Source organism: Stenotrophomonas sp. YJH_SMC_20 (assembly GCF_059367845.1).
In genome coordinates this window covers 284,599-309,230 of the sequence record NZ_JCAFRG010000001.1, presented here as the reverse complement: position 1 = coordinate 309,230, position 24,632 = coordinate 284,599, and the positions used below count along the sequence as shown (strand labels likewise).

Below are 24,632 nucleotides of genomic sequence, written 5' to 3'. Positions count from 1 at the left end.
CCACATGTTCAATCTCGAACGTCGCGCACGTAAGCCTTCGCTGCTGGCCTGCCTGGGGGCACTGCTGGCCGCCGCCTCGATCGGCCTGTCCGCCTATGCATCGCATGGCGTGGCTGATCCGCTGGCGCAGCAGCATCTGAACATGGCGGCGCTGTATGCGTTCGCGCACGGTGCGGTACTGGTGGCGCTGGGGCCGCGCGCGCAGGGAGCGATCGCGCACCTTGCGCTGTACGTGCTGCTGCTGGGTGTGCTGTTGTTTTCCGGCAGCCTGGTGGGTGGTGCGCTGTGGCAGTGGCCGACGCGGATGGCACCGATCGGTGGCACCAGCATGATGGCCGGATGGGTGTTGCTGGCGATCAATGCGTTGAGGCGGTGACGGCAGCGGAGATCGGCCAAGCACGACACCGCTGCGCCGTCAGCTTCTGTAGAGCCGAGCCATGCTCGGCTTCGAGCGAAGCGACCCGCTTTTGTCTTTGCTCTCTTGTTCCATCCTGCGGCCATGCACTGATTGCCCCAGGCTTTCGCCACGAGGGGCTCAGCCGTTGGCCGGCTTCCAGCACCAGTGCCACGGTTCGTAGACGATGCCGTGCGGGTTGTCGCGGGGGTAGCTCAGATGGAAGCCATGCCCGCCGGCATGCACCTGCAGCCAGGCGAACGCGTCGGTGGCTTCGAACGATTCTTCGGCCGGCGCATCGCCAGGTGTGCCGATGTCCAGCGCGTAGCCGCTGTGGTGTTCGCTGAAACCCGGGGCGGCATTGACCTTCAGGATCTCTGCCACGCTCAAGCCGCGCGCCAGCTTCCGCTCGAAGATGCCCAACTGGTAGGCATGGCTGCGGAAGCCGGAGATGGCGTCCAGCGCAATTCCATCCTGTGCCGCGTGCAGTCGCATCCGCCGCCAGCCCTGCGCGGCGGCACGGTGCAGCCACAACGGGCGGGCGAAGCGGTCGCGGCCGGCGAAGTGCAGCAGGCAGGGTTCGGGTTCGAGCGGCAGCCCGCTGTCGCCGGCATAGCGCTGTGCATCCAGGCCAAGCTGCTGCAGGCGCTGCTGCAGGCCTGCCAGTGGCAACCACTGATCCTCCAGCACGGCGCCGAACGGACGCGCCGCTGCTGCATCCAGCAGCGCCAATGCGTCCTCCACCCCTGGCTCGCGTGCCAGGCGCGGCACCATTGCGTGAACCCCGCGCGCCAGTACCGCCGCGAGGTAGCGGCCATCGCGCTTGCGCCGCAGCACCCAGTGTGCCTGCGACAGCAGGCGTGCATCCAGGTTGCTGCGTGCACGCAGCAGGTGCGCGGGCCACAGCTCGATGGCCTCGGTGTTGATCAGCAGGGGGGCGCGTCGTTGCATCTCAGCAGCTTACTGCCGTGGCGCCGACGCGGCCACTTTGTGCAGCGCATCGAGCAGCGCCTGCGGCCGGTCCACGCTGAGCAGCAGCGTGCTGCCGTCACTGACCGGCAGGGCGAGGACACGCGCACGATCGGTGACCAGAGCGAAGCCCTTGCCGCCCCCGTGCAGGCGGAAGTGGCCGGAATAGAAGCCTGGCACTGAATAGCCATTGGTTTTGACACGGATGCCATAGCGGCGGTCACGCTGCAGGTCGACCACCTCGGCCTGGTCCAGCCGCAGCTGTGCCACCGGGACGCGGCGGCGGTACATCGTCGAGCGCACATCCAGCACGTTGTCGTCCAGTTCCACCCGGCGACGGAAGAATGCTGCGCCCAACCCGATGCCGAGTACCGCGATCACCAGCAGACTCCAGGCGGCACTGCCACCCATCCGGAACCAGGGCGGCGACAGCGCTACTTCGATCCAAGGGGCATTGGCCGGCGCCTTGTACAGCTGTGCGTACACGCACGCCACGAAGGCAGCCAGCAGCGGAAGCACGATCCAGAGCACGCGCAACGGCGAGCTCTCGACCACTTCAAACGTCTTCGGGTCGCTGCCGCCCATGCGTCAGGCCTCCTTCTTGAACACCAGCATCGCCGGGCGCATCGGCGCCGGGATGATGATGTTGACCAGTTCCCAGCCCAGTTGGCCCTGGCGGCTGAGTTCGGCCTGGATGTCCTCGGCCTTGAGCAGGCCCATCATGGACGTCTTGACCTCGATGGTCTGGTAGCTCCAACGCTTGCTCATTCCTTGTCCTCCGACGATGGCGCGGGTTTCGGCAGGCGTCCCGCCTTGCGCAGGGCGTCGCGCAGCACGTATTCGATCTGCGCGTTGAGGCTGCGCAGTTCGTCATCAGCCCAGCGCTGCGCAGCAGCCAGGACGTCGGCATTGATGCGCAGCGGGTAGGCTTTCTTCTCACTCATGGGGGCTCCTGGCGGGGCGGTGGGGCACCCCGTTGCGAGTGTGGCTCAATACAGCGAGCCGGCATTGACGATCGGCTGGGTGCCGCGGTCCGAGCACAGCACGGTGAGCAGGTTGCTGACCATGTGCGCCTTGCGTTCCTCGTCCAGCTGCACCACGCCGTTCTTCTGCAGTTCGGCCAAGGCCATCTCGACCATGCCCACCGCACCAGCAACGATACGCGTGCGCGCGGCGATCACCGCGTTGGCCTGCTGGCGTTGCAGCATCGCCTGGGCGATTTCGGCGGCGTAGGCCAGGTGGCTGATGCGCGCGTCGATCACCTGTACACCGGCATCGGCCAGGCGCTCGGCCAGCTCGTTCTTCAGGTGCTGGGAGATCTCGCTGGCGTGGCTGCGCAGGGCCAGCTGTCCATCCTCGTGCTGGTCGTAGGGATAGCTGGTGGCCATCGCCCGCAGTGCCGATTCGGACTGGATGTGCACGAAGCTCTCGTAGTCGTCCACGTTGTAGACGGCCTCGGAGGCATCGACCACCTGCCAGACAATCACCGCGGCGATCTCGATCGGGCTGCCGTCCAGCTCGTTGACCTTCAGCTTGCCGCTCTCGAAGTTGCGCACGCGCTGGCTGACCCGGCGCTTGGCATAGAAAGGGTTGTTCCAGCGCAGGCCGTTGTCCTTCACCGTGCCCACGTACTTGCCGAACAGGCTCAGCACCGCCGCCTGGTTGGGCTGGATGGTGTACAGGCCGGCCAGCGTGAACACGCCCAGGACTACCAGCAACGCCCCCAGCAGCATCAGCAGCAGGTTGGGCGAGCCGACGCTGGCCTTGGCGGCCACACCCAGTACGAACAGGGCGGCGCCAGCGAGGGCGACGAGCAGGGCGACGGCCAGCGTGCCGAGGCCGTTGAGCGAAGACAGCGACTTCTCTTTCATGGCGGTACGTCCTTGAGGGTTCGAACGAAAGATATCAAAGTGATATCACTTCCAGGCTACCGTTCGTCGGATGGCATGGCCAGAGGGCGCGGCCAGCTAGAATGCCCATCCGCCTTCACATTGCTGCTGGAACCGCCATGGCCAAGCTTGGAACTCCGTTGTCCCCCTCCGCCACCCGCGTGCTGCTGCTGGGCTCGGGCGAACTCGGCAAGGAGGTGGCCATCGAGCTGCAGCGGCTGGGCGTGGAGGTGATCGCCGCCGATCGCTACGCCGATGCGCCGGCCATGCAGGTCGCGCACCGCTCGCACGTGATCGACATGCTCGATGCGATGGCGCTGCGCGCTCTGATCGCCGAGGAGCAGCCGCACCTGGTGGTGCCGGAGATCGAGGCCATCCACACCGAGACCCTGGTCCAGCTGGAACAGGAGCAGGGCCTGCGGGTGATCCCGACCGCGCGTGCTGCACGCCTGACCATGGACCGCGAAGGCATTCGCCGCCTCGCCGCCGAAACCCTGGGCCTGCCGACCTCGCCGTACCGCTTCGTCGATACCGAGGCCGAGTACCGTGCTGCGGTGGCCGCCATTGGCCTGCCGTGCGTGGTCAAACCGGTGATGTCGTCCTCGGGCAAGGGCCAGAGCACCCTGCGCAGCGAGGCGGACATCGCCCCGGCCTGGGACTACGCGCAGACCGGTGGCCGTGCCGGTGCCGGCCGCTGCATTGTCGAAGGTTTCATCGATTTCGACTATGAGATCACCCTGTTGACCGTGCGCCATGCCGGCGGCACCTCCTTCTGTGCGCCGATCGGCCACCTGCAGAAGGATGGTGACTACCGCGAAAGCTGGCAGCCGCAGCCGATGTCGGACAAGGCGCTGGCGCGTGCCGAAGAGATCTCGCGCGCGATTACCGACGACCTCGGTGGCTGGGGCCTGTTCGGCGTCGAGCTGTTCGTGAAGGGCGATGAAGTGTGGTTCAGCGAAGTGTCGCCGCGCCCGCACGACACCGGCCTGGTGACGCTGGTATCGCAGGAACTGAGTGAGTTCGCGCTGCATGCGCGCGCCATCCTCGGCCTGCCGATCCCGCTGATCCGCCAGAGCGGCCCGTCGGCATCGTGCGCGCTGTTGGCACACGGCGAGGGCGTGCCGTACTTCAACAACGTCGCCGCTGCATTGCAGGTGCCGGATACTGCCGTACGCCTGTTCGGCAAGCCGAGCGTGCACGGTCATCGCCGCGTGGGCGTGACCCTGGCGCGCGCGGAAACCATCGACGAAGCATGCGCCATCGCACGTGATGCCGCCGACGCCATCGGCGTCGAACTGCGTCCGTAAAGCAAAAAGGGGACGGAGGGGATTAAGTCGTTTGTGGCACAAACGGCTTAATCCCGTCCGTCCCCTTTTTGAAAGGCCGCCGGGCATGGCCCGGCGCTACCGGGTTACTTCACGTCCACCCACACCAGGTGGTGGTCGCTGCCGTCGGCGATCTTCGCTTCCGGGCTTTCATTGGCCGGCCAGAAGATGCCGCTGCCCACGTACTCGAAACCGGTCGAGGGCAGCACGTAGTCCAGGCGCATGGTGCCGGACTTCGGGCCGAAATCGCCGGTGGCGTGGAACGGTGCGCCCTTGCGCTCGATGCCCTTGGCCGCATAGGCCAGGCTGGTCTGCTCGCCGCCGACGCTGCGCGGGGTGGGGTAGCGCAGCACGCGGGCGTTCTCGATCAGCTCGACGATTGCTTCATGGCGGCCATCGCCATCGACCGGGTCGTTGTTGAGGTCGCCAAGGATCACGAAGCGCGCGTCCTGGGCCAGGCCGCCGCACTGGCCCTTGTCGTCGCACAGCCACGACTTGTCGCCCTTGGACAGGTATTCCTGCCACAGGCGCAGTTCGTCGTGGTTGCGCGCGGCGTTGCGCTTTTCCGGGCCGTCGAACACCGGCGGGGTCGGGTGCGAGACCAGCGCGTGGACCACGCCGCCCGGGGTCTTCACCGGCACGTCCCAGTGCGACTTCGACGACAGGCGCAGCTGCGACCACACGTGGTCGTTGTAGAAGCTCTTGCCGGTGCGCGGATCGACCGGGCGGATCGCACCGGGCATCGCGCTCCACTTCAGCAGCTGGAAGCTGCGCACCTTGGCTTCATCGATCGGGTAGCGCGACAGTACCAGCATGCCGTACTGGCCCGGGTGGAGGCCGTAGCCCCACGCGTCATTGCCACGGCTGCGGCCTTCGCCGCCGACCACGCCGTTGTTGTCCAGGTCCAGGCCGCTGGGCACGCCGGTGTTGACCGGGGCCAGGTAGCGATAGGCGAAATGCAGCGGCTTGCCGCCACCGGGCTGGGCGACTTCCAGATAGCGCTTCTGGAACAGGTCGGCGGCGCGATGGGCGTCGTCGAAATCGAATTCGTTCAGCAGCACCAGATCCGGGCGCACCTGCTGCAGCACCGCGGCGATCTTGCGTGCGTGCTCGCTGTCGCCTTCCAGTTCCTTGATCAGGCCACCGGCGTCATCGGAGTACAGCGACGTGTTGTAGGTCGCCAGGCGCAGCGCAGCGGACGGCTTTTCGGTCATCGCGGGGGACGTGGCGAAGGCGGGGGCGGTGGCGCCGCAGAGCAGGGCCAGGGCGAGGATCAGGGGATGGCGGCGGGTCATGTTCATGGGCCGTATTGTGCACCCGGCCCGGTGTCAGCGGTTTGTCAGCGCCCGTCCAGATCATTGTCGAAATCGTGCCAGCGGCGGCCATCGTAGGCTTCCAGCGGATGGAAGCGGCGCTTGTAGTCCATCTTCTGGTGCCCGCGGATCCAGTAGCCCAGGTACACGTGGGGCAGCCCCTCGCGGCGCGCCCACTCGATCTGCTGCAGGATCGCGAAGGTACCCAGCCCGCGTGCGGCGTGGTCCGGGTCGAAGAAGGTGTAGACCGCCGACAGGCCATGCTCGGTGACGTCGGTCACTGCCACCCCCAGCAGCTGGCTGGGCTGGCCGTCGTGGCCGGGCAGGCGCATCTCCATGAAGCGGGTGTGCGACCAGCTGCCGATCAGGAACTGCTCGAACTCGTGCGGGCCGTGGTCGTCCATGCCGCCGTTGGCGTGGCGGTGGGTGAGGTAGCGGTGATACAGCGCGAACAGGTCGTCGCGGGCGGTGGCGGCGGTGATCCGTACCTCCAGGTCGGCATTGCGGGCGGCGCAGCGGCGCTGGCTGCGGTCCGGAGCGAAGCGCGCCACCGGGATCCGCACCGCCACGCAGGCCTGGCAGTGCGCGCAATGGGGCCGGTAGACCAGATCGCCGCTGCGGCGGAAGCCCCAGCTCAGTGCCAGCGGATAGAGCGCACCGAGGCGGCGGTCGTTCGGGTCCAGCACCAGGTCGCGTGCCACCCGGTCCGACCAGTACCCGCAGGGGTGCTCGCCGGTCTGGAAAAGTCGCAGTTCGTCGTCTCTGTCGCCATGTATCGCCATGGGCACAGCATAGCCCCAGCCTGTCGCAGTGGCGGCGACTGTCCGCCGGATGAATGGAATCGGCAGTGGCGTCAACCTAGGTCGCGCCCGGGCGTTGTTGTCCCCCGAGGGTGAAGTGATCACCCCGACGCTGTTCCCATCCCCAGGAGTGACCTCATGATCCGTACCCCCCTGCTGCTGGCCCTGCTGCTGGGCACCTCCGCTTCCGGAATCGCGCTGGCCGCCGACACCCCGGCCACGCCGGCGCAGCGCCCGGCCAAGCTGGACACCAATGGCGACGGCGTGATCGACCGCAGCGAGGCGGCTGCCAATCCGCGCCTGGCCGCGAAGTTCGACGAGCTGGACAAGAACAAGGACGGCAAGCTCTCGCGCGATGAGCTACCGCGCTGGCAGCATGGCCGCCGTGGCCACGGCGGTGAGCGCTGGGCAAAGCTGGACGTCAACAATGACGGCCGCATCAGCCGCGACGAGGCCAAGGCCGATCCGCGCCTGGCTGCGCGCTTCGACCAGCTTGATCTGAACAAGGATGGCTACCTGGACAAGGCCGACCGCGAGCTGCGCATGAAGCAGCATCGTGATGCCTGGTTCGCTGCCGCCGACACCAACAAGGACGGCCAGCTGAGCAAGGCCGAGTTCGATGCGGCCAAGGGTCCGATGCACGGCGGCCCGCGCCACGGTGGCCCGCGTGATGGCAGCGCGCCGAAGCCGCAGCGCTGAGTTTCAATGCAGTGATTGACGACAACGCCGGCGCATCGCCGGCGTTGTCCGTTACAGCCGGCCGCTCCGCACCAGCGAATACAGCACAAGCGCGATGACCATCAGGTTCATGGCGATGATGCCGGTGCGGCCGTACATGGCCTCGTACTTCCAGTTGGTTCCGGTGAGCCCGCGCTGCAGCGAGTCACGCGCGATCATCGGCGCCATCAGCCGCTGCAGCGGTACCAGGCACTGGTAGTTGACTACGGCCAGACCCGCGACCTGCACCAGCAGGACGGCCCAGAGCGGCGCCTGCAGCAGCACTGCCATCAGGATCGTCAGGCACCAGAGCATGCAGGTGCCGATGTTGAGATAGAGGAAACGGCGGACGTCGGCGCGCTCGGCCTCGCTGCGGGTGTACGACATCAGGAAGCGTCCACCGAAGTAGCTGCCGACCGTGCCGCCGACCACGCCACCGATGACCGCTCCCCAGCTTTCAGCCGGCATCATGTGCAGTTGCCCCAGTGCGGCGGTCAGCGAGCCCATCGCGGTACCGCCGGCGGCACTGGCGCCACCGAGGCTGAGCTTGCTGCCACCGATGCCGACACCGGTGCCGAGCAGGATTGCGGCACTGGCGGTGCCGGGCGCGGCCACCAGTACCATCGAAACCACCGCCGTAGCGAACGCGGCACTGGGTGCGCTGCTACGCGCGAACTCACCGAAGCGCTGCAGCAGGCCGTCGCGCACCAGCGCGCGGGCGCGCGACAGGCGCTTGCGCACCGCAGCGTCGCTGAGCCCGAGCAGGTCGGCCACCTGCTGCGAGCGCTGGCCCTCGCGGTAGTACAGCAGCAGCACTTCGCGGCTGTCTGCGGGCAGGGCAGAGATGATCTCCTCGGCGGCGATCTCCTCTTCCACCCGCTGCAGGCGGTCGGCAGCACCCGGGGCGGGGTCGGCGGCCATGCCCATCGCCACCTCGGCCGCCTCGCCAGTCAGCGGGCGCCCGCGCTGGGCGCGCAGCCAGTCGCGGGCCAGGTTGCGGGTGATCTGCCGCAGCCAGGGCAGGAAGCTGGTCGAGCTGCGCAGCTGGTGCAGCTGCTGCCAGCCCTTGACGAAGGCCTCCTGGGCGATGTCCTCGCTGGCTTGGCGGTCGCGGGTGATGGCCAGCGCGATGGCGGTGACCGTGTTCTGGCAGGCCAGCACGATGCGCCCGTAGGCGTGCTGGCAACCGCTTGAGGCGGCGGGCAGTTCGCGTTCCAGGGTCTGGTCGATCGATGCGGCGAACGTCGTCATGGCGGCAGCTCTCCTGCTGGGATTGTGTCCCATGACGGAGCCGCGCGCGAAGTGTGACCGCAGATGCTGATGCATCTTCGGTCCGCGCATTCCACCTCATCCCCGCGCCGTTGGCGCGCCCCCTTGAACAACAAGGGGGGGGCAATCCTGACGGGTTACGGTGAAGTCGCGGCCCTGCTGACAGGCCGCTGCGCTCGCCGGGCATGGCCCGGCGCTACCGCCTCTTACTTGGAGGGCTGGATGCGGACCCGCACTTCTTCCTCTGCCGGCGCGGCCTGCGGTGCCGGCTGTGCCTGCTGCGGCTGGGCCTGCGGGGCAGGGGCCGGCGCGACCGGTGCCGGGGCACCACGATGGCGCAGGCCGATGACCAACGCCACGCCAGCAATCACCACCAGCAGGGCGATGCGGATGCGCCAGGCCCAGCTGCGGCCGCCGCCGCCCTGTTCCGGCGCATCGCGGAAGGCGAATTCGGCGGTCGGATGGTCGCGACGGGTGGTATCGAGCAGGCGCGCATCGCGCAGGATTTCGCGCGCACGTGGCTGGTCGTCAGCACGTACGATCCATACCGCCGGATAGGCGCTGGCATTGCCCAGGTCGGTATAGCTGAACTGGCCGCGGCGGCGGGTCTTGTACGAGCGCCCGTTGGTCACCTTGACCTCGATGCCATGCCCGCGCAGGAGCTCGGCGACGCCTTCGACGGTTTCCACGCGCTGGCTGCTGAAGATCTGGCGCATCGGTTTACTCCTTGGCCGGCACGGCGGCGGCCGCGGCCTGGTCCGGAACGACGCGGATCAGGCCTTCCTGCGCGGTGCTGGCCACCAGCACGCCGTTGCGGGTGAAGAACTGGCCGCGGGCCAGGCCGCGCGAATCCTGCGCGCTGGGGCTGTCCAGCGAATACAGCAGCCAGTCGTCGGCGCGGAACGGGCGGTGGAACCAGATCGCGTGGTCGAGCGAGGCCATCTGCACGTGCGGGTGGTAGTAGCTGATGCCGTGCGGGAAGGTCGCCGTGCCCAGCAGGTGGAAGTCGGACGCGTACGCCAGCAGTGCCTGGTGCAGCTCCGGGGCATCGCCGACCGGTTCGCTCAGGCGCAGCCAGACCTGGTGGTAGGGCGGACGCTTGGGCGGGTTCAGTTCGTCGCGCGGATAGACGTGGCGGAATTCGAACGGGCCACCGCGCGACAGCCAGCGCTGCACCTTGATCGGCAGGCGTTCGAGCACTTCCGCCGGCAGCGGCCGGTTCGGTTCGATGTCTTCCGGCTGCGGCACCTCGGGCATCTTGTGCTGGTGCTCGGCGCCGGTCTCGGCCTGCTGGAAAGAGGCCGCGCAGAAGAAGATCACCTTGCCGTGCTGGATCGCGGTGACCCGTCGCACCGAGAAGCTGCCGCCATCGCGGGTGCGGTCCACGTCGTAGACGATCGGGTGGTCGATGTTGCCAGCGCGCAGGAAATAGGCGTGCAGCGAGTGCACGTGGCGGCCATTGTCGACCGTGGCCTGCGCTGCGGCCAGCGCCTGGCCCAGCACCTGCCCGCCGAACACGTACTTGGTGCCGATGTCGCGGCTCTGCCCGCGGAACAGGTTGTCCTCCAGCCGCTCCAGCGTGAGCAGGTCGATCAGCTCGGAGACGACGGGTTCGGGCATGTCGTTCAAGGGGGCGGCCACAGCAGTGAAGAGGCCCCGATTATACCGGTGCAGGCCAGCCCATCATCGGTAGCGCCGGCTACTTGCCCAGCCGCGCCACCAGCGCCTGCAGCGCGTTCTGTGCATCCGGGGCGAACCAGGCCTCGACGAAGCGGTCGAGCTGGATCAGGTCCGGGTGCAGCGCCTCGTGCAGGTCGGCGCGGGCGATGGCGCGGGTCAGCAGCATCGGCTGGCGCGGCTGCTTGAGCAGGTTCTGCAGCCAGGCCACGGCACGTGCCACCACCAGGTCACCCTCGGCCAGCTCATCGACCAGCCCGATCTGCAGCGCCTGTTCGGCCGGCACCAGCGAACCGGTGGTGAGCAGCACGCCGGCGCGGTGCACGCCCACCGCACGCCGCAGCAGGCGCTGGATGCCCTCCGGCGCGATCAGGCCGACCTGCACTTCGTTCAGGCCGATGGCGTACGGGCGCGACGGATCGGCGCTGCGCGCCATCACCCGGTAGTCGCAGCACAGCGCCAGCACGCAGCCACCGGCCGGCGCGTGGCCGGTGATCGCGGCCACCACCGGGATACGGCTCTCGGCCAGCGTGCGCACCGCGCCGAAGAAGGCGTTCCAGGTGTCCAGCAGCCTGTGCTTGTCATCGCCGTGCGAGAGCAGGTGCGGCACGTCCATGCCGCCGGTGAAGATGCGCTCGCTGCCCGACAGCACGATGCCGTGCGCGTCTTCGGCCATGGCCAGCTCGATGGCGTGGATCAACTGCCGGCACAGGTCGGTGTCCAGTGCGTTGACCGGTGGCCGCGCCAGGCGCAGCTCGCGGATGGGGCCGTGGTTGATCACCTCGATGAGCGTCGTCATGCTGCGGTCTCGTTGCGAAGAAGGAACCTGGGCGATGATAACCAAACCATTCGTTGGCGTACTGTGGGTTCTGTGTGCGGCCGCAGCATCGGCTTCAGCGGCCGAACCGGCCTGCGTCACGGTGGAGCAGGGCTGGGCGCGGTTGCCACCGAATCCGGCGATGCCGATGACCGCTGGTTACGGCGTGATCCACAACGGCTGCAGCAAGGCGGTGGCGATCACTGGCGCAGCCAGCAGCAGCTTCGATGATGTGTCACTGCACGAGACCACGATTGTCGATGGCGTCAGCCGGATGCGCGCGATCGAACGCCTGCCGCTGGCGCCGGGCGCGCGTGCCGAGCTCAAGCCCGGCGGCCTGCACCTGATGCTGATGCAGGGCAAGGGCGCGTTGAAGGAAGGCCAGGCGTTGCCGTTGCGGCTGCAGCTGGAAGGCGGCGGCGAAGCGAGTGCGACGTTGACCGTGCGCAAGGCTGCGCCGTAACGCGTCGCCCGTTCCGCCGGGCATGGCCCGGCGCTACCAGTGATGATCCGGCGGTCATGCCTGGGTAGCGCCGGGCCATGCCCGGCGGGATGCTACGTCCAATCGTACGAGAACAGCACCGTGCGGCTCACCGGCTCATACAGCATCACTATCGCGTCGGCGCCGGTAGCGCACCAGTTGTAGCCAGCGACTTCGGCCACGGCGAAGAACTTGTGGCCACCGTGGCGGATGATCGCCAGTTCGGCATCATCTGGAGCATGCCGGTCGTTGGCGGCGTCGGTGAATTCCAGGGTGAAGGCGGCCGGAATATCGGCTGTTTCGATCCAGTTGCCACAGGAAATCCGTCCACCCAGCGTATCCAGGTAATCGCGCTCGCTGGGCTCGTCCTTGCCATAGCGCGAGTAGCAGGCCAGGCGGCCGTGCGTGGCATGGTAGTCACGCGCCTTGGCATAGCTCTCGCGCATCTGCGCGATGTGTTTCCGCGCGTGCTTGTCATCCACCTGATCGCCGATGAAATAGCCCTCGTTGCCGAGGAAGCGCATCTGGTTGCCGGCGGTCAGCTCGAAGGCGATCCAGTTGGTGCTGGTGAAGTCGTTGTGGTGTTCTTCGGTGGTCTCGCCGATGCAGCCGTCGTACGGCTCGATCGGGCACAGCATCGTTGCCACCTGGCCGGCCAGTTCAGGGCGCAGCACACCGAGGTCGATCTTCAGCAGCGGCAGCAGATGCTGGGCGAGCCACGCCTGGTCAGCGGGGAAGACATCGGTAGGGAAGGGGACCATGCCGGGCAGCAGGTCGCGTAGTTCAGTCTGGTGGATCATCTCAGTCCTTTGAATGGGATCGGTAGTGCCGGCCGCTGGCCGGCATGCGCGAAGCATCTGGAGGTTGCCGGCCAGCGGCCGGCACTACCTTCAGGTGGAAGCGCTGCGGATCGCCTCCGGCAGCGGTGCGCTCCTGCCGGTCTGCGTATCCATCCAGACCACCACCACGTTGCCGTCGGAATACAGCTTCGAGTCGTCCTGCTGGTCGACGATGCGGTGGCCGATGGTCACGCTGCTGTTGCCCAGGCGCTCGACGAACAGCTCGACCAGGATGTCGTTGGGCCACACGATCGGCAGGCGGTAGTTGACGTTGGTCGCGGCCACCACCGGTGCGATGCGGTCGGTCATCGACACGCCTTCCACGCCCAGCATCCAGCGCACGCGCGCTTCCTCCAGGTAGGAAATGTACTTGGCGTTGTTGACGTGGCCCATGCTGTCCATGTCACGCCAGCGCACGCTGATCGGGATGCGGGCCAGGATCTTGTGTTCGCTGCTCATCAGGCGTCCTTCTTCTTGCGGGTCGTCGCGGTCTTGCTGGTCTTGCCGGTGCTCCTGGCAGCCACCGCCTTCTTCGCCGGCTTCTCAGGCTTCAGCTTGCGTGGCGGACGGGCGTCGGGCTTGTTGGCCACCGCAGCCGGTTGCTCCGGGCGCGCGCTGGTGGAGGGCAGCATGCGGGCCAGGAACTGGCCGGTGTACGACTGCGGGCAGGCCGCCACATCCTCCGGCGTGCCGGTGACCAGGATGGTGCCACCGCGATGGCCGCCTTCCGGGCCCAGATCCACGATCCAGTCGGCGGTCTTGATCACGTCCAGGTTGTGCTCGATCACCACCACCGTGTTGCCTTCGTCGCGCAGCTTGTGCAGCACGCCCAGCAGCGCTTCGATGTCGTGGAAGTGCAGGCCGGTGGTCGGCTCGTCGAGGATGTACAGGGTGCGGCCGGTATCGCGGCGCGACAGTTCCTTGGACAGCTTCACGCGCTGGGCTTCACCACCGGACAGCGTGGTCGCGCTCTGGCCCAGCTTGATGTAGCTCAGGCCCACGTCCACCAGCGTTTCCAGCTTGCGCGCGATCGACGGCACCGGCTCGAACAGCTTCAGCGCATCCTCGACGGTCATTTCCAGCACGTCGTTGATGTTGAAGCCCTTGTAAAGGATCTCCAGCGTTTCGCGGTTGTAGCGCTTGCCGTGGCAGACATCGCAGGGCACGTACACGTCCGGCAGGAAGTGCATCTCCACCTTGATCAGGCCGTCGCCCTGGCAGGCCTCGCAGCGGCCGCCGCGCACGTTGAAGCTGAAACGGCCCGGCGAATAGCCGCGCGCACGCGCCTCCGGCACCTGTGCGAACAACTCGCGCAGCGGCGTGAACAGGCCGGTGTAGGTGGCCGGGTTCGATCGCGGGGTGCGGCCGATCGGCGACTGGTCGATGTCCACCACCTTGTCGAACAGATCCAGGCCATCAATCTCCCTGTACGGCGCAACCGGGTGCGAGGCACCGTTGATCTCGTTGGCAGCCAGCGAGAACAGGGTATCGTTGATCAGGGTCGACTTGCCCGAGCCGGACACGCCCGTCACGCAGGTCAGCAGGCCCGCCGGAATCGCCAGGTCCACGCCCTTGAGGTTGTTGCCGCTGGCACCGCGCAGGTGCAGCGTCATCTTCGGGTTCGGCGTGTGCCGGCGAGCAGGAATCTCGATCGCGCGCTTGCCGGACAGGTACTGGCCGGTCAGCGAGCGCGGGGCCTCCAGAATGTCCTGCAGGGTGCCCTGGCCGACGATCTCGCCGCCATGCACGCCCGCGCCCGGGCCGATGTCCAGCACGTAGTCAGCCAGGCGGATCGCGTCCTCGTCATGCTCGACCACGATCACCGTGTTGCCCAGGTCGCGCAGGCGGGTGAGGGTGCCCAACAGGCGTTCATTGTCGCGCTGGTGCAGGCCGATCGACGGTTCGTCGAGCACGTACATCACGCCCACCAGGCCGGCGCCGATCTGGCTGGCCAGGCGGATGCGCTGCGCCTCGCCACCGGACAGGGTGTCGGCCTTGCGTTCCAGGGTCAGGTAATCCAGGCCCACATCGACCAGGAAGCCGAGGCGCTCACCGATTTCCTTGACGATCTTCGCGGCGATCTCGCCACGCCAGCCCGGCAGGCTCAGCTCGCTGAAGAACTTCAGCGCCTCGTCGATCGGCAGCACCACCAGCTCCGGCAGTGGGCGGTCGGCCACGAACACGTTGCGTGCCGCCTTGTTCAGGCGCGCGCCGTTGCACTCCGGGCACGGGCGTTCGCTGATGTACTTGGACAGCTCCTCGCGTACCGCCGGCGATTCGGTCTCCTTGTAGCGGCGTTCGAGGTTGGGAATGATGCCTTCGAAGCGGTGCTTGCGCTGGGTGCGGCCGCCGGCTTCGGTGAAGTAGGTGAAGGTGATCGTTTCATCGCCGCTACCGTACAGCACGGCCTGCTGCACCTTGGCTGACAGGGAGTTCCACGCAGCGTCCACGTCGAACCTGTAGTGCTTGGCCAGCGAGGCGATCAGCTGGAAGTAGTAGGCGTTGCGACGGTCCCAGCCGCGCACCGCACCGGCGGCCAGCGACAGCTCCGGATGCACCACCACCCGCGACGGATCGAAGAACTCGGCCATGCCCAGGCCATCGCAGCCGGGGCACGCACCCATCGGTGCATTGAACGAGAACAGGCGCGGTTCCAGCTCCGGCAGCGAGTAGTCGCAGACCGGGCAGGAGTACTTGGAGGAGAACAGCGTGGGCGAAGCATCGGCGCTGTCCAGGCTCTGCACCGAGGCCATGCCATCGCCCAGCTTGAGCGCCGTTTCAAAGCTCTCGGCCAGGCGCTGCTTGATGTCCTCGCGCGGGCGGAAGCGGTCGATCACCGCCTCGATGGTGTGCTTCTGGCGCAGCGCCAGCGGCGGCACCGCATCGATTTCGTGCAGCTCGCCGTCCACGCGCACACGCACGAAGCCCTGCGCGCGCAGCTGGTCGAAGACCTGTGCGTGTTCGCCCTTGCGGTCACGGATGACCGGGGCCAGCAGCATGTAGCGCTGCTCCGGGTCCAGGGTCAGCACCTGGTCGACCATCTGGCTGACCGTCTGCGCCTCCAGTGGGTAGCCGTGGTCCGGGCAACGCGGGGTGCCCACGCGTGCGTACAGCAGGCGCAGGTAGTCGTAGATCTCGGTGATGGTGCCGACCGTCGAACGCGGGTTGTGCGAGGTCGACTTCTGCTCGATCGAGATGGCCGGGGACAGGCCTTCGATGTGGTCCAGGTCCGGCTTTTCCATCACGCTCAGGAACTGGCGCGCATAGGCCGACAGCGACTCGACGTAGCGGCGCTGGCCTTCTGCATAGATGGTGTCGAACGCCAGCGAGGACTTGCCCGAACCGGACAGGCCGGTGATCACGATCAGCTTGTCGCGGGGCAGGTCGAGGTCGAGGTTCTTCAGGTTGTGCGTCCGCGCGCCGCGGATGCGGATGAAATCCATCGCCATGGGGGATCCGGTTGTGGGGGCGTTGGCTGGGTGCCGGGCCAGCAGGGAACGGCAATCGGTCAGCCTACCGAGGTGACCAGATGGGGGCAATGGGCGACAATGCCACCCCGGCGTCTCACGTTGTGAGACCGGCCGACAGCTTTGTGTAGGGTCGGGCCATGTGCAGCGGCCTGGACCGCGAACCGTTCAGCCGTGCATGGCTCGGCCTGCAGGCCCGGGCCCGTGGGTCGTTCAGGGGTTGACTTGACCCGCGCCCGCTGATCTGCGTACAATCCCGCTCCTGTCCGCCCTCGATGGCGGCAGTTCAGACCACAATAACTACAGAGGAAGGCCTGGTCATGTACGCAGTACTGGTCACCGGCGGTAAGCAATACCGCGTGGCGCAGGGCGAAAAGCTCCGCATTGAAAAGCTCGAAGTCGAAGTCGGCAGCGAGATCAAGTTCGACAACATCCTGATGCTGGGTGACAGCGATGGCGTGAAGCTGGGCGATGCGCTGAAGGGCGCTGCCGTCACCGCCAAGGTCCTGTCCCAGGGTCGTGCTGACAAGGTGCGGATCATCAAGTTCCGTCGCCGCAAGCACCACATGAAGCGTCAGGGTCACCGTCAGTACTACACCGAAATCGAGATCACCGGCATCGCCGGCTAAGTATCAGGAGAAGCAGTCATGGCACATAAAAAGGGCGTAGGCTCCTCGCGCAACGGTCGCGACTCCAACCCGAAGTACCTGGGCGTCAAGATCTTCGGCGGCCAGGCCATCGAAGCCGGCAACATCATCGTGCGTCAGCGCGGCACCCAGTTCCACCCGGGCACCGGCGTTGGCCTGGGCCGTGACCACACCCTGTTCGCCCTCGTGGACGGCAAGGTGGAGTTCTCGGTCAAGGGCGCCAAGAAGCGCCGCACCGTCAGCATCGTCTCGGCCGACGCCTGATCCAGGCATCGCCGGCACCCGTGCCCCGGCATGGGAGTGCTGCATGAAGAGCCCCGCTTCGGCGGGGCTTTTCGTTAGAGTTGAAGCAAGACCGGCTTGGCCGGGTTACCGGCCCGCGGCCGGCATGACATTCAAGGTGGCGGCCAGCAGGCCGCGCCCATCGCAGGCATCGAAACAATGAAACTGGTAGACGAAGCAGAAATCGAAGTGTTCGCCGGCAACGGCGGCAACGGCTGCATTGGCTTCCGTCGCGAGAAGTTCATTCCGCTCGGCGGCCCGGACGGCGGCGACGGCGGTGCGGGCGGCAGCGTTTACATCCGCGCCGACGAAAACCTGAACACCCTGGTCGACTTCCGCCATGAGCGCATCTTCAAGGCGCAGCGTGGCGAGAACGGCATGGGTCGCCAGGCCTACGGCAAGGGCGGCGAAGACCTGACCATCACCGTGCCGGTCGGCACCGTGGTCATCAACGTTGCCACCGATGAAGTCATCGGCGACCTGACCCGGCACGGCGACCGCCTGCTGGTGGCCAAGGGCGGCCGCGGTGGCCTGGGCAACATGCACTTCAAGAGCTCGACCAATCGCTCGCCGCGCCAGGCGCTGCCGGGCGAGCCGGGTGAGGAGCGCACGCTGAAGCTGGAGCTGAAGCTGCTGGCCGACGTCGGCCTGCTGGGCTTCCCCAATGCCGGCAAGAGCACCCTGATCCGTGCCGTTTCGGCTGCAACGCCGAAGGTGGCCGATTACCCGTTCACCACGCTGTACCCGAACCTGGGCGTGGTGAAGGTGGAGAACCACCGCAGCTTCGTGATCGCCGACATTCCGGGCCTGATCGAAGGCGCGGCGGACGGCGCCGGCCTGGGTGCGCAGTTCCTGCGCCACCTGCAGCGCACCCGCCTGCTGCTGCACCTGGTGGACGTCTCGCCGATGGAAGGCGGCGTGGAGGGGATTTCGCCGGTGGAGCAGGTGCGTGCGATCGAGCGCGAGCTGGAGAAGCACGATCCGGAGCTGCTGAACAAGCCGCGCTGGCTGGTGCTGAACAAGGCTGACCTGATGTTCGAAGACGAGGCGCAGGCCGCGGCCGAGCAGATCGTCGCCGAGCTGGGCTGGAAGGAGCCGTGGTTCCTGGTCTCCGCGCTGGGTCGCGAAGGTACCTTCCCGATCATGAGCCGGATCATGGCCTTCTTCGATCGCCAGAAGGAAGAAGAGCAGGAAGCCCGCAACGCGCAGTAATGCCGTTGTGGTTCCATGCGAAAAACCCGGCTTCGGCCGGGTTTTTCATTTGGTAGTGCTGGCCGCGCGGCTCCGCGGATCGCCCGGACCGCAGGCAACAAAAAACCCGGCCGGGGCCGGGCTTTTGCCTGCTGCCCAACCCCGGAGGGCAGGGCGGCAACGCCGGATCAGGCGGCCTTGAGGGCCTTGATGCGGTCGTTCAGGCGGCTCTTGTGGCGAGCAGCCTTGTTCTTGTGGATCAGGCCACGCGCGCTGAAGCGATCCAGGATCGGCTGGGCAACGGCGAAGGCGGCTTCGGCGCCGGCGGCATCGTTGGCGTCCAGCGCCTTGATCACTTTCTTGACAGCGGTGCGCAGCATCGAGCGCTGAGCCACGTTGCGCGCGTTGCGCACGACGGTCTGCTTGGCGCGCTTCTTGGCGGACTTGATATTGGCCACGGTGGTGGTTTCCTGAAAAATCGGTGTTATGGGAACAGCAAGCTAGCTAGTATGATGGCGTAAGAAATGCACGTCAAGTCGATTGTCAAGAGGGACGCTGAGTGAGTTCACCCAAGTTGTTGCGGGGCCTGCTGTCGTTCAGCAGCATGACCATGGTCTCGCGCGTTCTCGGACTTGTCCGGGACTTCGTGGTGACCACCACGTTCGGCACCAACGCCATCACTGATGCTTTCTGGGTCGCCTTCAGGGTACCCAATTTCCTGCGGCGTTTGTTCGCCGAGGGCTCGTTTGCCACCGCTTTCGTGCCCGTGTTCACGGAAGTGAAGGAAACCCGCAGCCACGCCGAACTGCGCGAACTGATGGCGCGCACCGCCGGCACCCTGGGCGGGGTGCTGATGCTGGTCACCGCACTGGCCCTGATCTTCGCGCCGCAGCTGGCCTCGGTCTTCTCCAGTGGCGTTGATACCGACCCGGTCAAGCAGGGCCTGCTGGTCGACCTGTTCCGCCTGACCTTCCCGTTCCTGCTGTTCGTCTCGCTGACCGCACTGGCCGGCGGTGCGCTGAACAGCTTCCAGCGCTTCGCGATGCCGGCGCTGACCCCGGTCATTCTCAACCTGTGCATGATCGCCGGTGCGCTGTGGCTGGCGCCGCGGCTGGGCGGCACGCCGGAAAAGCAGATCCTGGCGCTGGGCTGGGCGGTGCTGGCGGCCGGCATCCTGCAGTTGCTGTTCCAGCTGCCCTCGCTGAAGGGCATCAACCTGCTGACCCTGCCGCGCTGGGGCTGGAGCCACCCGGGCGTGCGTAAGGTGATGACGCTGATGGTGCCGACCCTGTTCGGTTCCTCTGTGGCGCAGATCAACCTGCTGCTGGACACGGTGATCGCGGCCAAGCTGACCGATGGCTCGCAGTCCTGGCTGTCGCTGGCCGACCGCTTCCTGGAGCTGCCGCTGGGCGTGTTCGGCGTGGCGCTGGGCACGGTGATCCTGCCGGCGCTGGCCCGCCATCACGTCAGTACCGACCGCGAGGGCTTCTCGCGCTCGTTGGACTGGGGCCTGCGCATGACCCTGCTGATCTCGGTGCCGGCCATGCTGGGCCTGCTGCTGCTGGCCGAGCCGCTGATCGCGACCATCTTCCAGCACGGCCAGTTCAGTGCCTTCGATACCCGCATGACCGCGTTGTCGGTGTACGGCCTGAGCTTCGGCCTGCCGGCATTCGCCCTGCTGAAGGTGGTACTGCCGGCTTTCTACGCCCGCCAGGACACCAAGACGCCGGTGCGCGCGGGTGTGGCCGCGCTGGTGGCCAACATGGTGTTCAACTTCGCCCTTCTGGCGGTGTTGTACCAGGTGATGGTGCCGGACGAGCTGAAGGCACAGGGCGTGATGGCGGCCATCGGCAAGCAGCCGGGCCTGCACCTGGCGCTGGGCATTGCCAGTGCGCTGTCCAGTTACCTGAACCTGGGCCTGCTCTGGTACTGGCTGGGCAAGACCGATGTCTACCGCCGCCGGCCGGGCTGGGCTGGCTATCTGCTGCGGCTGCTGCTGGCCTGCGCGGCCATGGTCGGGGTGCTGCTGGCCCTGCTGCACTGGCTGCCAGGCTTCTCGGCGATGACTGTGTGGGAGCGGATCGGCGCCCTGGCGCTGCTGGTCGGTGGCGGTGGCGCGACCTACGCGGTTGCCATGGTGGCGATGGGCTTCCGCCCGCGCGACCTGCGTGGGCATTGATCGTGCGCCGTGACGGCTATACTTCAGGGTTACACCATTGAAGCGGCGGCCCCGGTCGGGCCGGAACGAGAGTTGATGAGCAGGCTGTTCAGAAGCGTGGAGGGCGGGGCGCTGTTCCCCAACGGAAGCGTGGTCTGTATCGGTGCATTTGACGGCCTCCACCTGGGCCATCGTGCGCTGGTGCGCCACGCGGTTGCCCGCGCGCGCGCCTTGGGCGTGGCCGCAGTGGCCGTGGCATTCGAGCCGCTGCCGCGTGAATTCTTTTCCCAGGGCACGCCGCCACCGCGGCTGACCCTGGCCCGCAGCAAGGTCGAGATCCTGCGCGAGCTCGGTGTGGATGCGATCGGACTGTTGCGTTTCGACGCGGCGATGGCAGCGATGCCGGCCGAGGATTTCGTCCACCGGCTGCTGGCCCACCGCCTGGGCGCACGCGAAGTGTGGATCGGCCCGGAGTTCTGCTTCGGCAACCGCCGCCGTGGCGACCTGGCCCTGCTGCAGAAGATGGGTGCTGCACTGGGCTTCACCGCGGGCGAGATCGAAGCGGTGGATCTGCATGGCGAGCGCATTTCCAGCACTCGCATCCGCCAGCTGCTGCAGCAGGGCGACTTCGCCCGTGTCAACGACCTGCTGGGCCGTCCCTACGCGATCAGCGGCCGGGTGGTGCGCGGTCGACAGCTTGGCCGTACGCTGGGTTTCCCCACTGCCAACCTGCGTTTCCCGAAGACGCCGGCGCTGTCGGGTATCTACGCGACCTGGGTGCATGGTGTGTTCGACCAACCGTGGCCATCGGTGTCCAGCTTCGGCACGCGGCCGACGGTGGAGGGCGTGGAGCCGCTGCTGGAAGCCCACCTGTTCGATTTCCAGGGTGACCTGTACGGTCGCCACATCGACGTGGAATTCGTCGCCAAGCTGCGCGACGAAGAGAAGTTCAATGATCTGGCGGCGCTGACCGACCAGATGCACCGCGACGCCGAACAGGCGCGCGCCATCCTTTCCGAACATAGATTGCGAGCCACTGCGTGAGCCAGGACTACAAGACCACCCTGAACCTGCCAGCCACCGAATTCCCGATGCGCGGCGACCTGCCCAAGCGCGAGCCGGGCATTCTGGCGCGGTGGGAAGCGCAGGGGCTCTACCAGCAGCTGCGCGACAACGCCGCCGGCCGCCCGCTGTTCGTGCTGCACGACGGCCCCCCGTACGCCAACGGCCGCATCCACCTGGGCCACGCGGTCAACAAGATCCTGAAGGACATCATCGTCAAGTCGCGCTACCTGGCCGGCTTCGATGCGCCCTATGTGCCGGGCTGGGACTGCCATGGCCTGCCGATCGAGATCGCGGTGGAAAAGAAGTGGGGCAAGGTCGGCACCAAGCTCGACGCCGTCGAATTCCGCCAGAAGTGCCGCGAGTTCGCCGAAGAGCAGATCAATATCCAGCGCGTGGACTTCAAGCGGCTGGGCGTGACCGGTGACTGGGACAACCCGTACAAGACCCTGAGCTTCGACTTCGAAGCCAACGAGATCCGTGCGCTGTCCAAGGTCGTGGCCAACGGCCACCTGGTGCGCGGCGCCAAGCCGGTGTACTGGTGCTTCGACTGTGGCTCGGCGCTGGCCGAGGCCGAGATCGAGTACCAGGAAAAGGAATCGCCGGCGATCGACGTGGCCTACGCCGCACGCGATGCCCAGGCCATCGGCCAGGCGTTCGGCGTGAGCGTGCCGGCCGACGTCGAAGTGGCCGTACCGATCTGGACCACCACCCCGTGGACGCTGCCGGCCTCGCTGGCGGTGTCGCTGGGCGCGGAGATCCGCTACGTGCTGGCCGAAGGCCCGGCGCACAACGGCAAGCGCCGTTGGCTGGTGCTCGCTGCGGCGCTGGCCGAGCGCGCACTGCAGCGCTACGGCGTCGAGAACGTGGTGCTGCACGGTGAAACCACCGGCGCGGCGCTGGAGAACCAGCTGCTGGCGCACCCGTTCTACCCGGAGCGCGAGATCCTGGTACTCAACGGCGACCACGTCTCCGACGAGGACGGTACCGGTGCGGTGCACACCGCCCCCGGCCACGGCCAGGAAGACTTCGTGGTCAGCCAGAAGTACGGCCTGCTGGACAAGTACAACGCTGGCCAGGTGACCCCGATCGACGGTCGTGGCGTGTACCTGGAATCGACCCCGCCGGCCGGTGACGTGGTGCTGGCCGGCCAGCACCTGTGGAAGGCGCAGGAGGCCATCGTCGGCGTGCTGCGCGAGAACGGTTCGCTGCTGGCGTTCCATCCGATCCGCCACAGCTACCCGCACTGCTGGCGCCACAAGACGCCGGTGGTGTTCCGCGCCACCCCGCAGTGGTTCATTTCGATGGACAAGGCCAACCTGCGCAACGATGCGCTGGCCGCCATCGACACCGTCGGCTGGTTCCCGACCTGGGGGAAGGCGCGCATCCAGAGCATGGTCGACGGCCGCCCGGACTGGACCATCTCGCGCCAGCGCACCTGGGGCGTGCCGATCGCACTGTTCACCCACCGGCAGACCGGCGAGATCCATCCGCGTTCGGTGGAGCTGATGCAGCAGGTCGCCGACCGCGTCGAAGCCGAGGGCATCGACGTGTGGTACTCGCTGGATGCCGCCGAACTGCTGGGCGCTGAAGCCGCCGACTACGAGAAGGTCACCGACATCCTCGACGTCTGGTTCGATTCGGGCGTGACCCATGAAGGCGTGCTCGCCGCGCGTGGCTTCGGCAAGCCGGCCGACCTGTACCTGGAAGGTTCCGACCAGCACCGCGGCTGGTTCCAGTCCTCGCTGCTGACCGGCGTGGCGATCGACAAGCGCGCCCCGTACAAGCAGTGCCTGACCCACGGCTTCACCGTGGATGAGCACGGCCGCAAGATGTCCAAGTCGCTGGGCAACGGCATCGAGCCGCAGGACATCATGAACAAGCTGGGCGCGGACATCCTGCGCCTGTGGATCGCCTCGGCCGACTACAGCAACGAGATGTCGCTGTCGCAGGAGATCCTGAAGCGCAATGCCGATGCCTACCGCCGCCTGCGCAACACCGCACGCTTCCTGCTCGGCAACCTGGACGGCTTCGACCCGGCGCTGCACCTGCAGCCGCTCGAGCAGATGGTCGCGCTGGACCGCTGGATCGTGCATCGCGCGTGGGAGCTGCAGGAGAAGATCAAGGCGGCCTACGACGGCTATAACATGGCCGAGATCGTGCAGCTGCTGCTGAACTTCTGCAGCGTGGACCTGGGCTCGCTGTACCTGGACGTGACCAAGGATCGCCTGTACACGATGCCGACCGATTCGCACGGTCGCCGTTCGGCACAGAGCGCGATGTACCACATCGCCGAAGCGTTCACCCGCTGGGTCGCGCCGATCCTGACCTTCACCGCCGACGAGCTGTGGGGCTACCTGCCGGGCGAGCATGCTGGCCATGTGCTGTTCACCACCTGGTACGACGGCCTGGCGCCGCTGCCGGCCGATGCCCAGCTCAACGCCGCCGACTTCGACCAGCTGCTGGCCGTGCGCGAACAGGTGGCCAAGGTGCTCGAGCCGATGCGGGCAAACGGCGCGATCGGTGCCGCACTGGAAGCGGAGATCACCATTGCCGCCAGCGAGGAGCAGGCCGCGCGCTGGCAGCCGCTGGCCGATGAACTGCGTTTCCTGTTCATCAGCGGCGACGTGCAGGTGCGGCCGGCGACCACCGACGAGGTGTTCGTCAGCGCCCAGCCGACCACCAAGACCAAGTGCGTGCGCTGCTGGCACCATCGCGCCGATGTCGGCAGCAACGCCGACCATCCGGAACTGTGCGGCCGCTGCGTGAGCAACATCACCGGTGCCGGTGAAGTGCGGAGCTGGTTCTGATGGCCGCGCCCCGTCCGCATCCGAACGCCCTGGTCTGGCTGCTGCTGTCGGTGGCCATCATCGGCCTGGACCAGTGGTCCAAGGCCTGGGTGCTGTCGAGCCTGCCGGAGTTCCAGCCGGTGGTGGTCATCGACGGCTTCTGGAACTGGTACCGCACCTACAACACCGGCGCGGCATTCAGTTTCCTGAGCGACGCCGGTGGCTGGCAGAAGTACTTCTTCACCGCACTGGCGATCGCCATCAGCGGCCTGATGGCGTGGTGGCTGCGCGGCACCGCGCGCGGCAACTGGAAGGCCGCGGTGCCGTATGCGCTCATCATCGGCGGTGCCATCGGCAACGTGATCGACCGCCAGGTGCACGGCCACGTGGTCGACTTCATCCAGTGGTACGTGGGCAGCTACACCTGGCCCTCGTTCAACATCGCCGACTCGGCCATCGTGGTGGGTGCCATCGGCATCGCCCTGTTTGGCCTGTTCGACGGCAAGTCCGCCAAAAAGGCGGATAATGCCAATCCGAAACCGTAAG

26 protein-coding genes are annotated in these 24,632 nt (G+C 67.1%); 11 read left to right on the top strand and 15 right to left on the bottom strand.

What is annotated here, in order from left to right; all coding sequences use genetic code 11:
- Positions 1 to 4: 4 nt before the first annotated feature.
- The gene (locus AC5P6A_RS01405) at positions 5 to 376 is read left to right on the top strand and encodes a DUF423 domain-containing protein (RefSeq protein WP_019659313.1); all 372 of its coding nucleotides are present in this window, start codon (positions 5 to 7) and stop codon (positions 374 to 376) included.
- Positions 377 to 535: 159 nt separating this feature from the next.
- Here the strand turns inward: AC5P6A_RS01405 and AC5P6A_RS01400 are convergent, their stop codons facing one another.
- The 5 genes from AC5P6A_RS01400 to AC5P6A_RS01380 are packed head-to-tail and all read right to left on the bottom strand — an operon-like array spanning position 536 to position 3,234.
- Positions 536 to 1,345 (bottom strand): M15 family metallopeptidase, encoded by an 810-nt coding sequence (locus AC5P6A_RS01400; protein WP_180876111.1) that lies wholly within the window; start codon positions 1,343 to 1,345, stop codon positions 536 to 538.
- Positions 1,346 to 1,354: 9 nt separating this feature from the next.
- On the bottom strand, positions 1,355 to 1,948 hold the full coding sequence (locus tag AC5P6A_RS01395; protein ID WP_180876109.1) for a PH domain-containing protein: 594 nt from the start codon (positions 1,946 to 1,948) through the stop codon (positions 1,355 to 1,357).
- 3 nt (positions 1,949 to 1,951) lie between these two features.
- The gene (locus tag AC5P6A_RS01390) at positions 1,952 to 2,131 is read right to left on the bottom strand and encodes a DUF4177 domain-containing protein (protein WP_019659310.1); all 180 of its coding nucleotides are present in this window, start codon (positions 2,129 to 2,131) and stop codon (positions 1,952 to 1,954) included.
- Positions 2,128 to 2,307, bottom strand: coding sequence for a type II toxin-antitoxin system antitoxin (locus AC5P6A_RS01385; RefSeq protein ID WP_019659309.1), 180 nt, complete (start codon positions 2,305 to 2,307; stop codon positions 2,128 to 2,130). The genes AC5P6A_RS01390 and AC5P6A_RS01385 overlap by 4 nt, the downstream gene beginning before the upstream one ends.
- A gap of 45 nt (positions 2,308 to 2,352) precedes the next feature.
- Positions 2,353 to 3,234 (bottom strand): SPFH domain-containing protein, encoded by an 882-nt coding sequence (locus tag AC5P6A_RS01380; RefSeq protein ID WP_021203112.1) that lies wholly within the window; start codon positions 3,232 to 3,234, stop codon positions 2,353 to 2,355.
- Between the two features lie 137 nt (positions 3,235 to 3,371).
- Here AC5P6A_RS01380 and purT point away from each other — a divergent pair, with 137 nt between their 5' ends.
- Positions 3,372 to 4,559, top strand: a complete 1,188-nt coding sequence (gene purT, locus AC5P6A_RS01375; RefSeq protein ID WP_180876107.1) for a formate-dependent phosphoribosylglycinamide formyltransferase — start codon at positions 3,372 to 3,374, stop codon at positions 4,557 to 4,559.
- A gap of 104 nt (positions 4,560 to 4,663) precedes the next feature.
- Here the strand turns inward: purT and AC5P6A_RS01370 are convergent, their stop codons facing one another.
- Positions 4,664 to 5,878 carry an endonuclease/exonuclease/phosphatase family protein gene (locus AC5P6A_RS01370; RefSeq protein ID WP_180876105.1) on the bottom strand — a complete coding sequence of 405 codons (1,215 nt, stop codon included), beginning with the start codon at positions 5,876 to 5,878 and terminating at the stop codon, positions 4,664 to 4,666.
- A gap of 38 nt (positions 5,879 to 5,916) precedes the next feature.
- The gene (locus tag AC5P6A_RS01365) at positions 5,917 to 6,672 is read right to left on the bottom strand and encodes an arginyltransferase (RefSeq protein ID WP_005408547.1); all 756 of its coding nucleotides are present in this window, start codon (positions 6,670 to 6,672) and stop codon (positions 5,917 to 5,919) included.
- Between the two features lie 156 nt (positions 6,673 to 6,828).
- Between AC5P6A_RS01365 and AC5P6A_RS01360 the strand changes: the two genes are divergently transcribed.
- Positions 6,829 to 7,389, top strand: a complete 561-nt coding sequence (locus AC5P6A_RS01360; RefSeq protein ID WP_019659304.1) for an EF-hand domain-containing protein — start codon at positions 6,829 to 6,831, stop codon at positions 7,387 to 7,389.
- A gap of 51 nt (positions 7,390 to 7,440) precedes the next feature.
- Here the strand turns inward: AC5P6A_RS01360 and AC5P6A_RS01355 are convergent, their stop codons facing one another.
- The 4 genes from AC5P6A_RS01355 to AC5P6A_RS01340 all read right to left on the bottom strand — a co-directional run bounded on the left by AC5P6A_RS01355 (position 7,441) and on the right by AC5P6A_RS01340 (position 11,152).
- Complete coding sequence (locus AC5P6A_RS01355) at positions 7,441 to 8,658, bottom strand: RNA polymerase sigma factor (protein WP_180876103.1); 1,218 nt, start codon at positions 8,656 to 8,658, stop codon at positions 7,441 to 7,443.
- 224 nt (positions 8,659 to 8,882) lie between these two features.
- On the bottom strand, positions 8,883 to 9,392 hold the full coding sequence (locus tag AC5P6A_RS01350; RefSeq protein ID WP_171952325.1) for a pathogenicity-like protein: 510 nt from the start codon (positions 9,390 to 9,392) through the stop codon (positions 8,883 to 8,885).
- A 4-nt stretch (positions 9,393 to 9,396) separates the two neighbouring features.
- On the bottom strand, positions 9,397 to 10,296 hold the full coding sequence (tesB, locus tag AC5P6A_RS01345; protein ID WP_032953622.1) for an acyl-CoA thioesterase II: 900 nt from the start codon (positions 10,294 to 10,296) through the stop codon (positions 9,397 to 9,399).
- Positions 10,297 to 10,375: 79 nt separating this feature from the next.
- Positions 10,376 to 11,152 carry an enoyl-CoA hydratase/isomerase family protein gene (locus AC5P6A_RS01340; protein WP_019659300.1) on the bottom strand — a complete coding sequence of 259 codons (777 nt, stop codon included), beginning with the start codon at positions 11,150 to 11,152 and terminating at the stop codon, positions 10,376 to 10,378.
- Positions 11,153 to 11,186: 34 nt separating this feature from the next.
- Here AC5P6A_RS01340 and AC5P6A_RS01335 point away from each other — a divergent pair, with 34 nt between their 5' ends.
- A complete protein-coding gene (locus AC5P6A_RS01335; RefSeq protein ID WP_134730360.1) occupies positions 11,187 to 11,633 on the top strand; it encodes a copper chaperone PCu(A)C in 447 nt (148 codons plus the stop codon).
- 92 nt (positions 11,634 to 11,725) lie between these two features.
- On the opposite strand, the gene AC5P6A_RS01330 is transcribed toward AC5P6A_RS01335, so the two are convergent.
- From AC5P6A_RS01330 to uvrA, 3 genes are all read right to left on the bottom strand, one after another.
- Positions 11,726 to 12,451: an enolase gene (locus tag AC5P6A_RS01330; protein ID WP_134730358.1), complete on the bottom strand. Its 726-nt coding sequence runs from the start codon at positions 12,449 to 12,451 to the stop codon at positions 11,726 to 11,728.
- 90 nt (positions 12,452 to 12,541) lie between these two features.
- Positions 12,542 to 12,949, bottom strand: a complete 408-nt coding sequence (locus AC5P6A_RS01325) for an acyl-CoA thioesterase (protein ID WP_019659297.1) — start codon at positions 12,947 to 12,949, stop codon at positions 12,542 to 12,544.
- Positions 12,949 to 15,939, bottom strand: coding sequence for an excinuclease ABC subunit UvrA (gene uvrA / locus AC5P6A_RS01320; protein ID WP_019659296.1), 2,991 nt, complete (start codon positions 15,937 to 15,939; stop codon positions 12,949 to 12,951). The genes AC5P6A_RS01325 and uvrA overlap by 1 nt, the downstream gene beginning before the upstream one ends.
- A gap of 338 nt (positions 15,940 to 16,277) precedes the next feature.
- Between uvrA and rplU the strand changes: the two genes are divergently transcribed.
- The 3 genes from rplU to cgtA all read left to right on the top strand — a co-directional run bounded on the left by rplU (position 16,278) and on the right by cgtA (position 18,098).
- Complete coding sequence (gene rplU, locus AC5P6A_RS01315; RefSeq protein ID WP_005408557.1) at positions 16,278 to 16,586, top strand: 50S ribosomal protein L21; 309 nt, start codon at positions 16,278 to 16,280, stop codon at positions 16,584 to 16,586.
- An 18-nt stretch (positions 16,587 to 16,604) separates the two neighbouring features.
- Positions 16,605 to 16,868 (top strand): 50S ribosomal protein L27, encoded by a 264-nt coding sequence (gene rpmA, locus AC5P6A_RS01310; RefSeq protein ID WP_005408558.1) that lies wholly within the window; start codon positions 16,605 to 16,607, stop codon positions 16,866 to 16,868.
- Between the two features lie 177 nt (positions 16,869 to 17,045).
- Positions 17,046 to 18,098 carry an Obg family GTPase CgtA gene (gene cgtA / locus AC5P6A_RS01305; protein WP_180876100.1) on the top strand — a complete coding sequence of 351 codons (1,053 nt, stop codon included), beginning with the start codon at positions 17,046 to 17,048 and terminating at the stop codon, positions 18,096 to 18,098.
- A gap of 167 nt (positions 18,099 to 18,265) precedes the next feature.
- Here cgtA and rpsT read toward each other — a convergent pair whose 3' ends face one another.
- Complete coding sequence (gene rpsT / locus AC5P6A_RS01300; RefSeq protein ID WP_005408560.1) at positions 18,266 to 18,535, bottom strand: 30S ribosomal protein S20; 270 nt, start codon at positions 18,533 to 18,535, stop codon at positions 18,266 to 18,268.
- 116 nt (positions 18,536 to 18,651) lie between these two features.
- Between rpsT and murJ the strand changes: the two genes are divergently transcribed.
- From murJ to lspA, 4 genes are all read left to right on the top strand, one after another.
- Complete coding sequence (gene murJ / locus AC5P6A_RS01295; RefSeq protein ID WP_032955127.1) at positions 18,652 to 20,256, top strand: murein biosynthesis integral membrane protein MurJ; 1,605 nt, start codon at positions 18,652 to 18,654, stop codon at positions 20,254 to 20,256.
- A 75-nt stretch (positions 20,257 to 20,331) separates the two neighbouring features.
- Positions 20,332 to 21,279, top strand: a complete 948-nt coding sequence (locus AC5P6A_RS01290) for a bifunctional riboflavin kinase/FAD synthetase (protein ID WP_171952323.1) — start codon at positions 20,332 to 20,334, stop codon at positions 21,277 to 21,279.
- Complete coding sequence (ileS, locus tag AC5P6A_RS01285; RefSeq protein WP_180876098.1) at positions 21,276 to 24,107, top strand: isoleucine--tRNA ligase; 2,832 nt, start codon at positions 21,276 to 21,278, stop codon at positions 24,105 to 24,107. Before AC5P6A_RS01290 ends, ileS begins: the two co-directional genes overlap by 4 nt.
- On the top strand, positions 24,107 to 24,631 hold the full coding sequence (lspA, locus tag AC5P6A_RS01280) for a signal peptidase II (protein WP_014646377.1): 525 nt from the start codon (positions 24,107 to 24,109) through the stop codon (positions 24,629 to 24,631). The genes ileS and lspA overlap by 1 nt, the downstream gene beginning before the upstream one ends.
- Position 24,632: the final 1 nt, after the last annotated feature.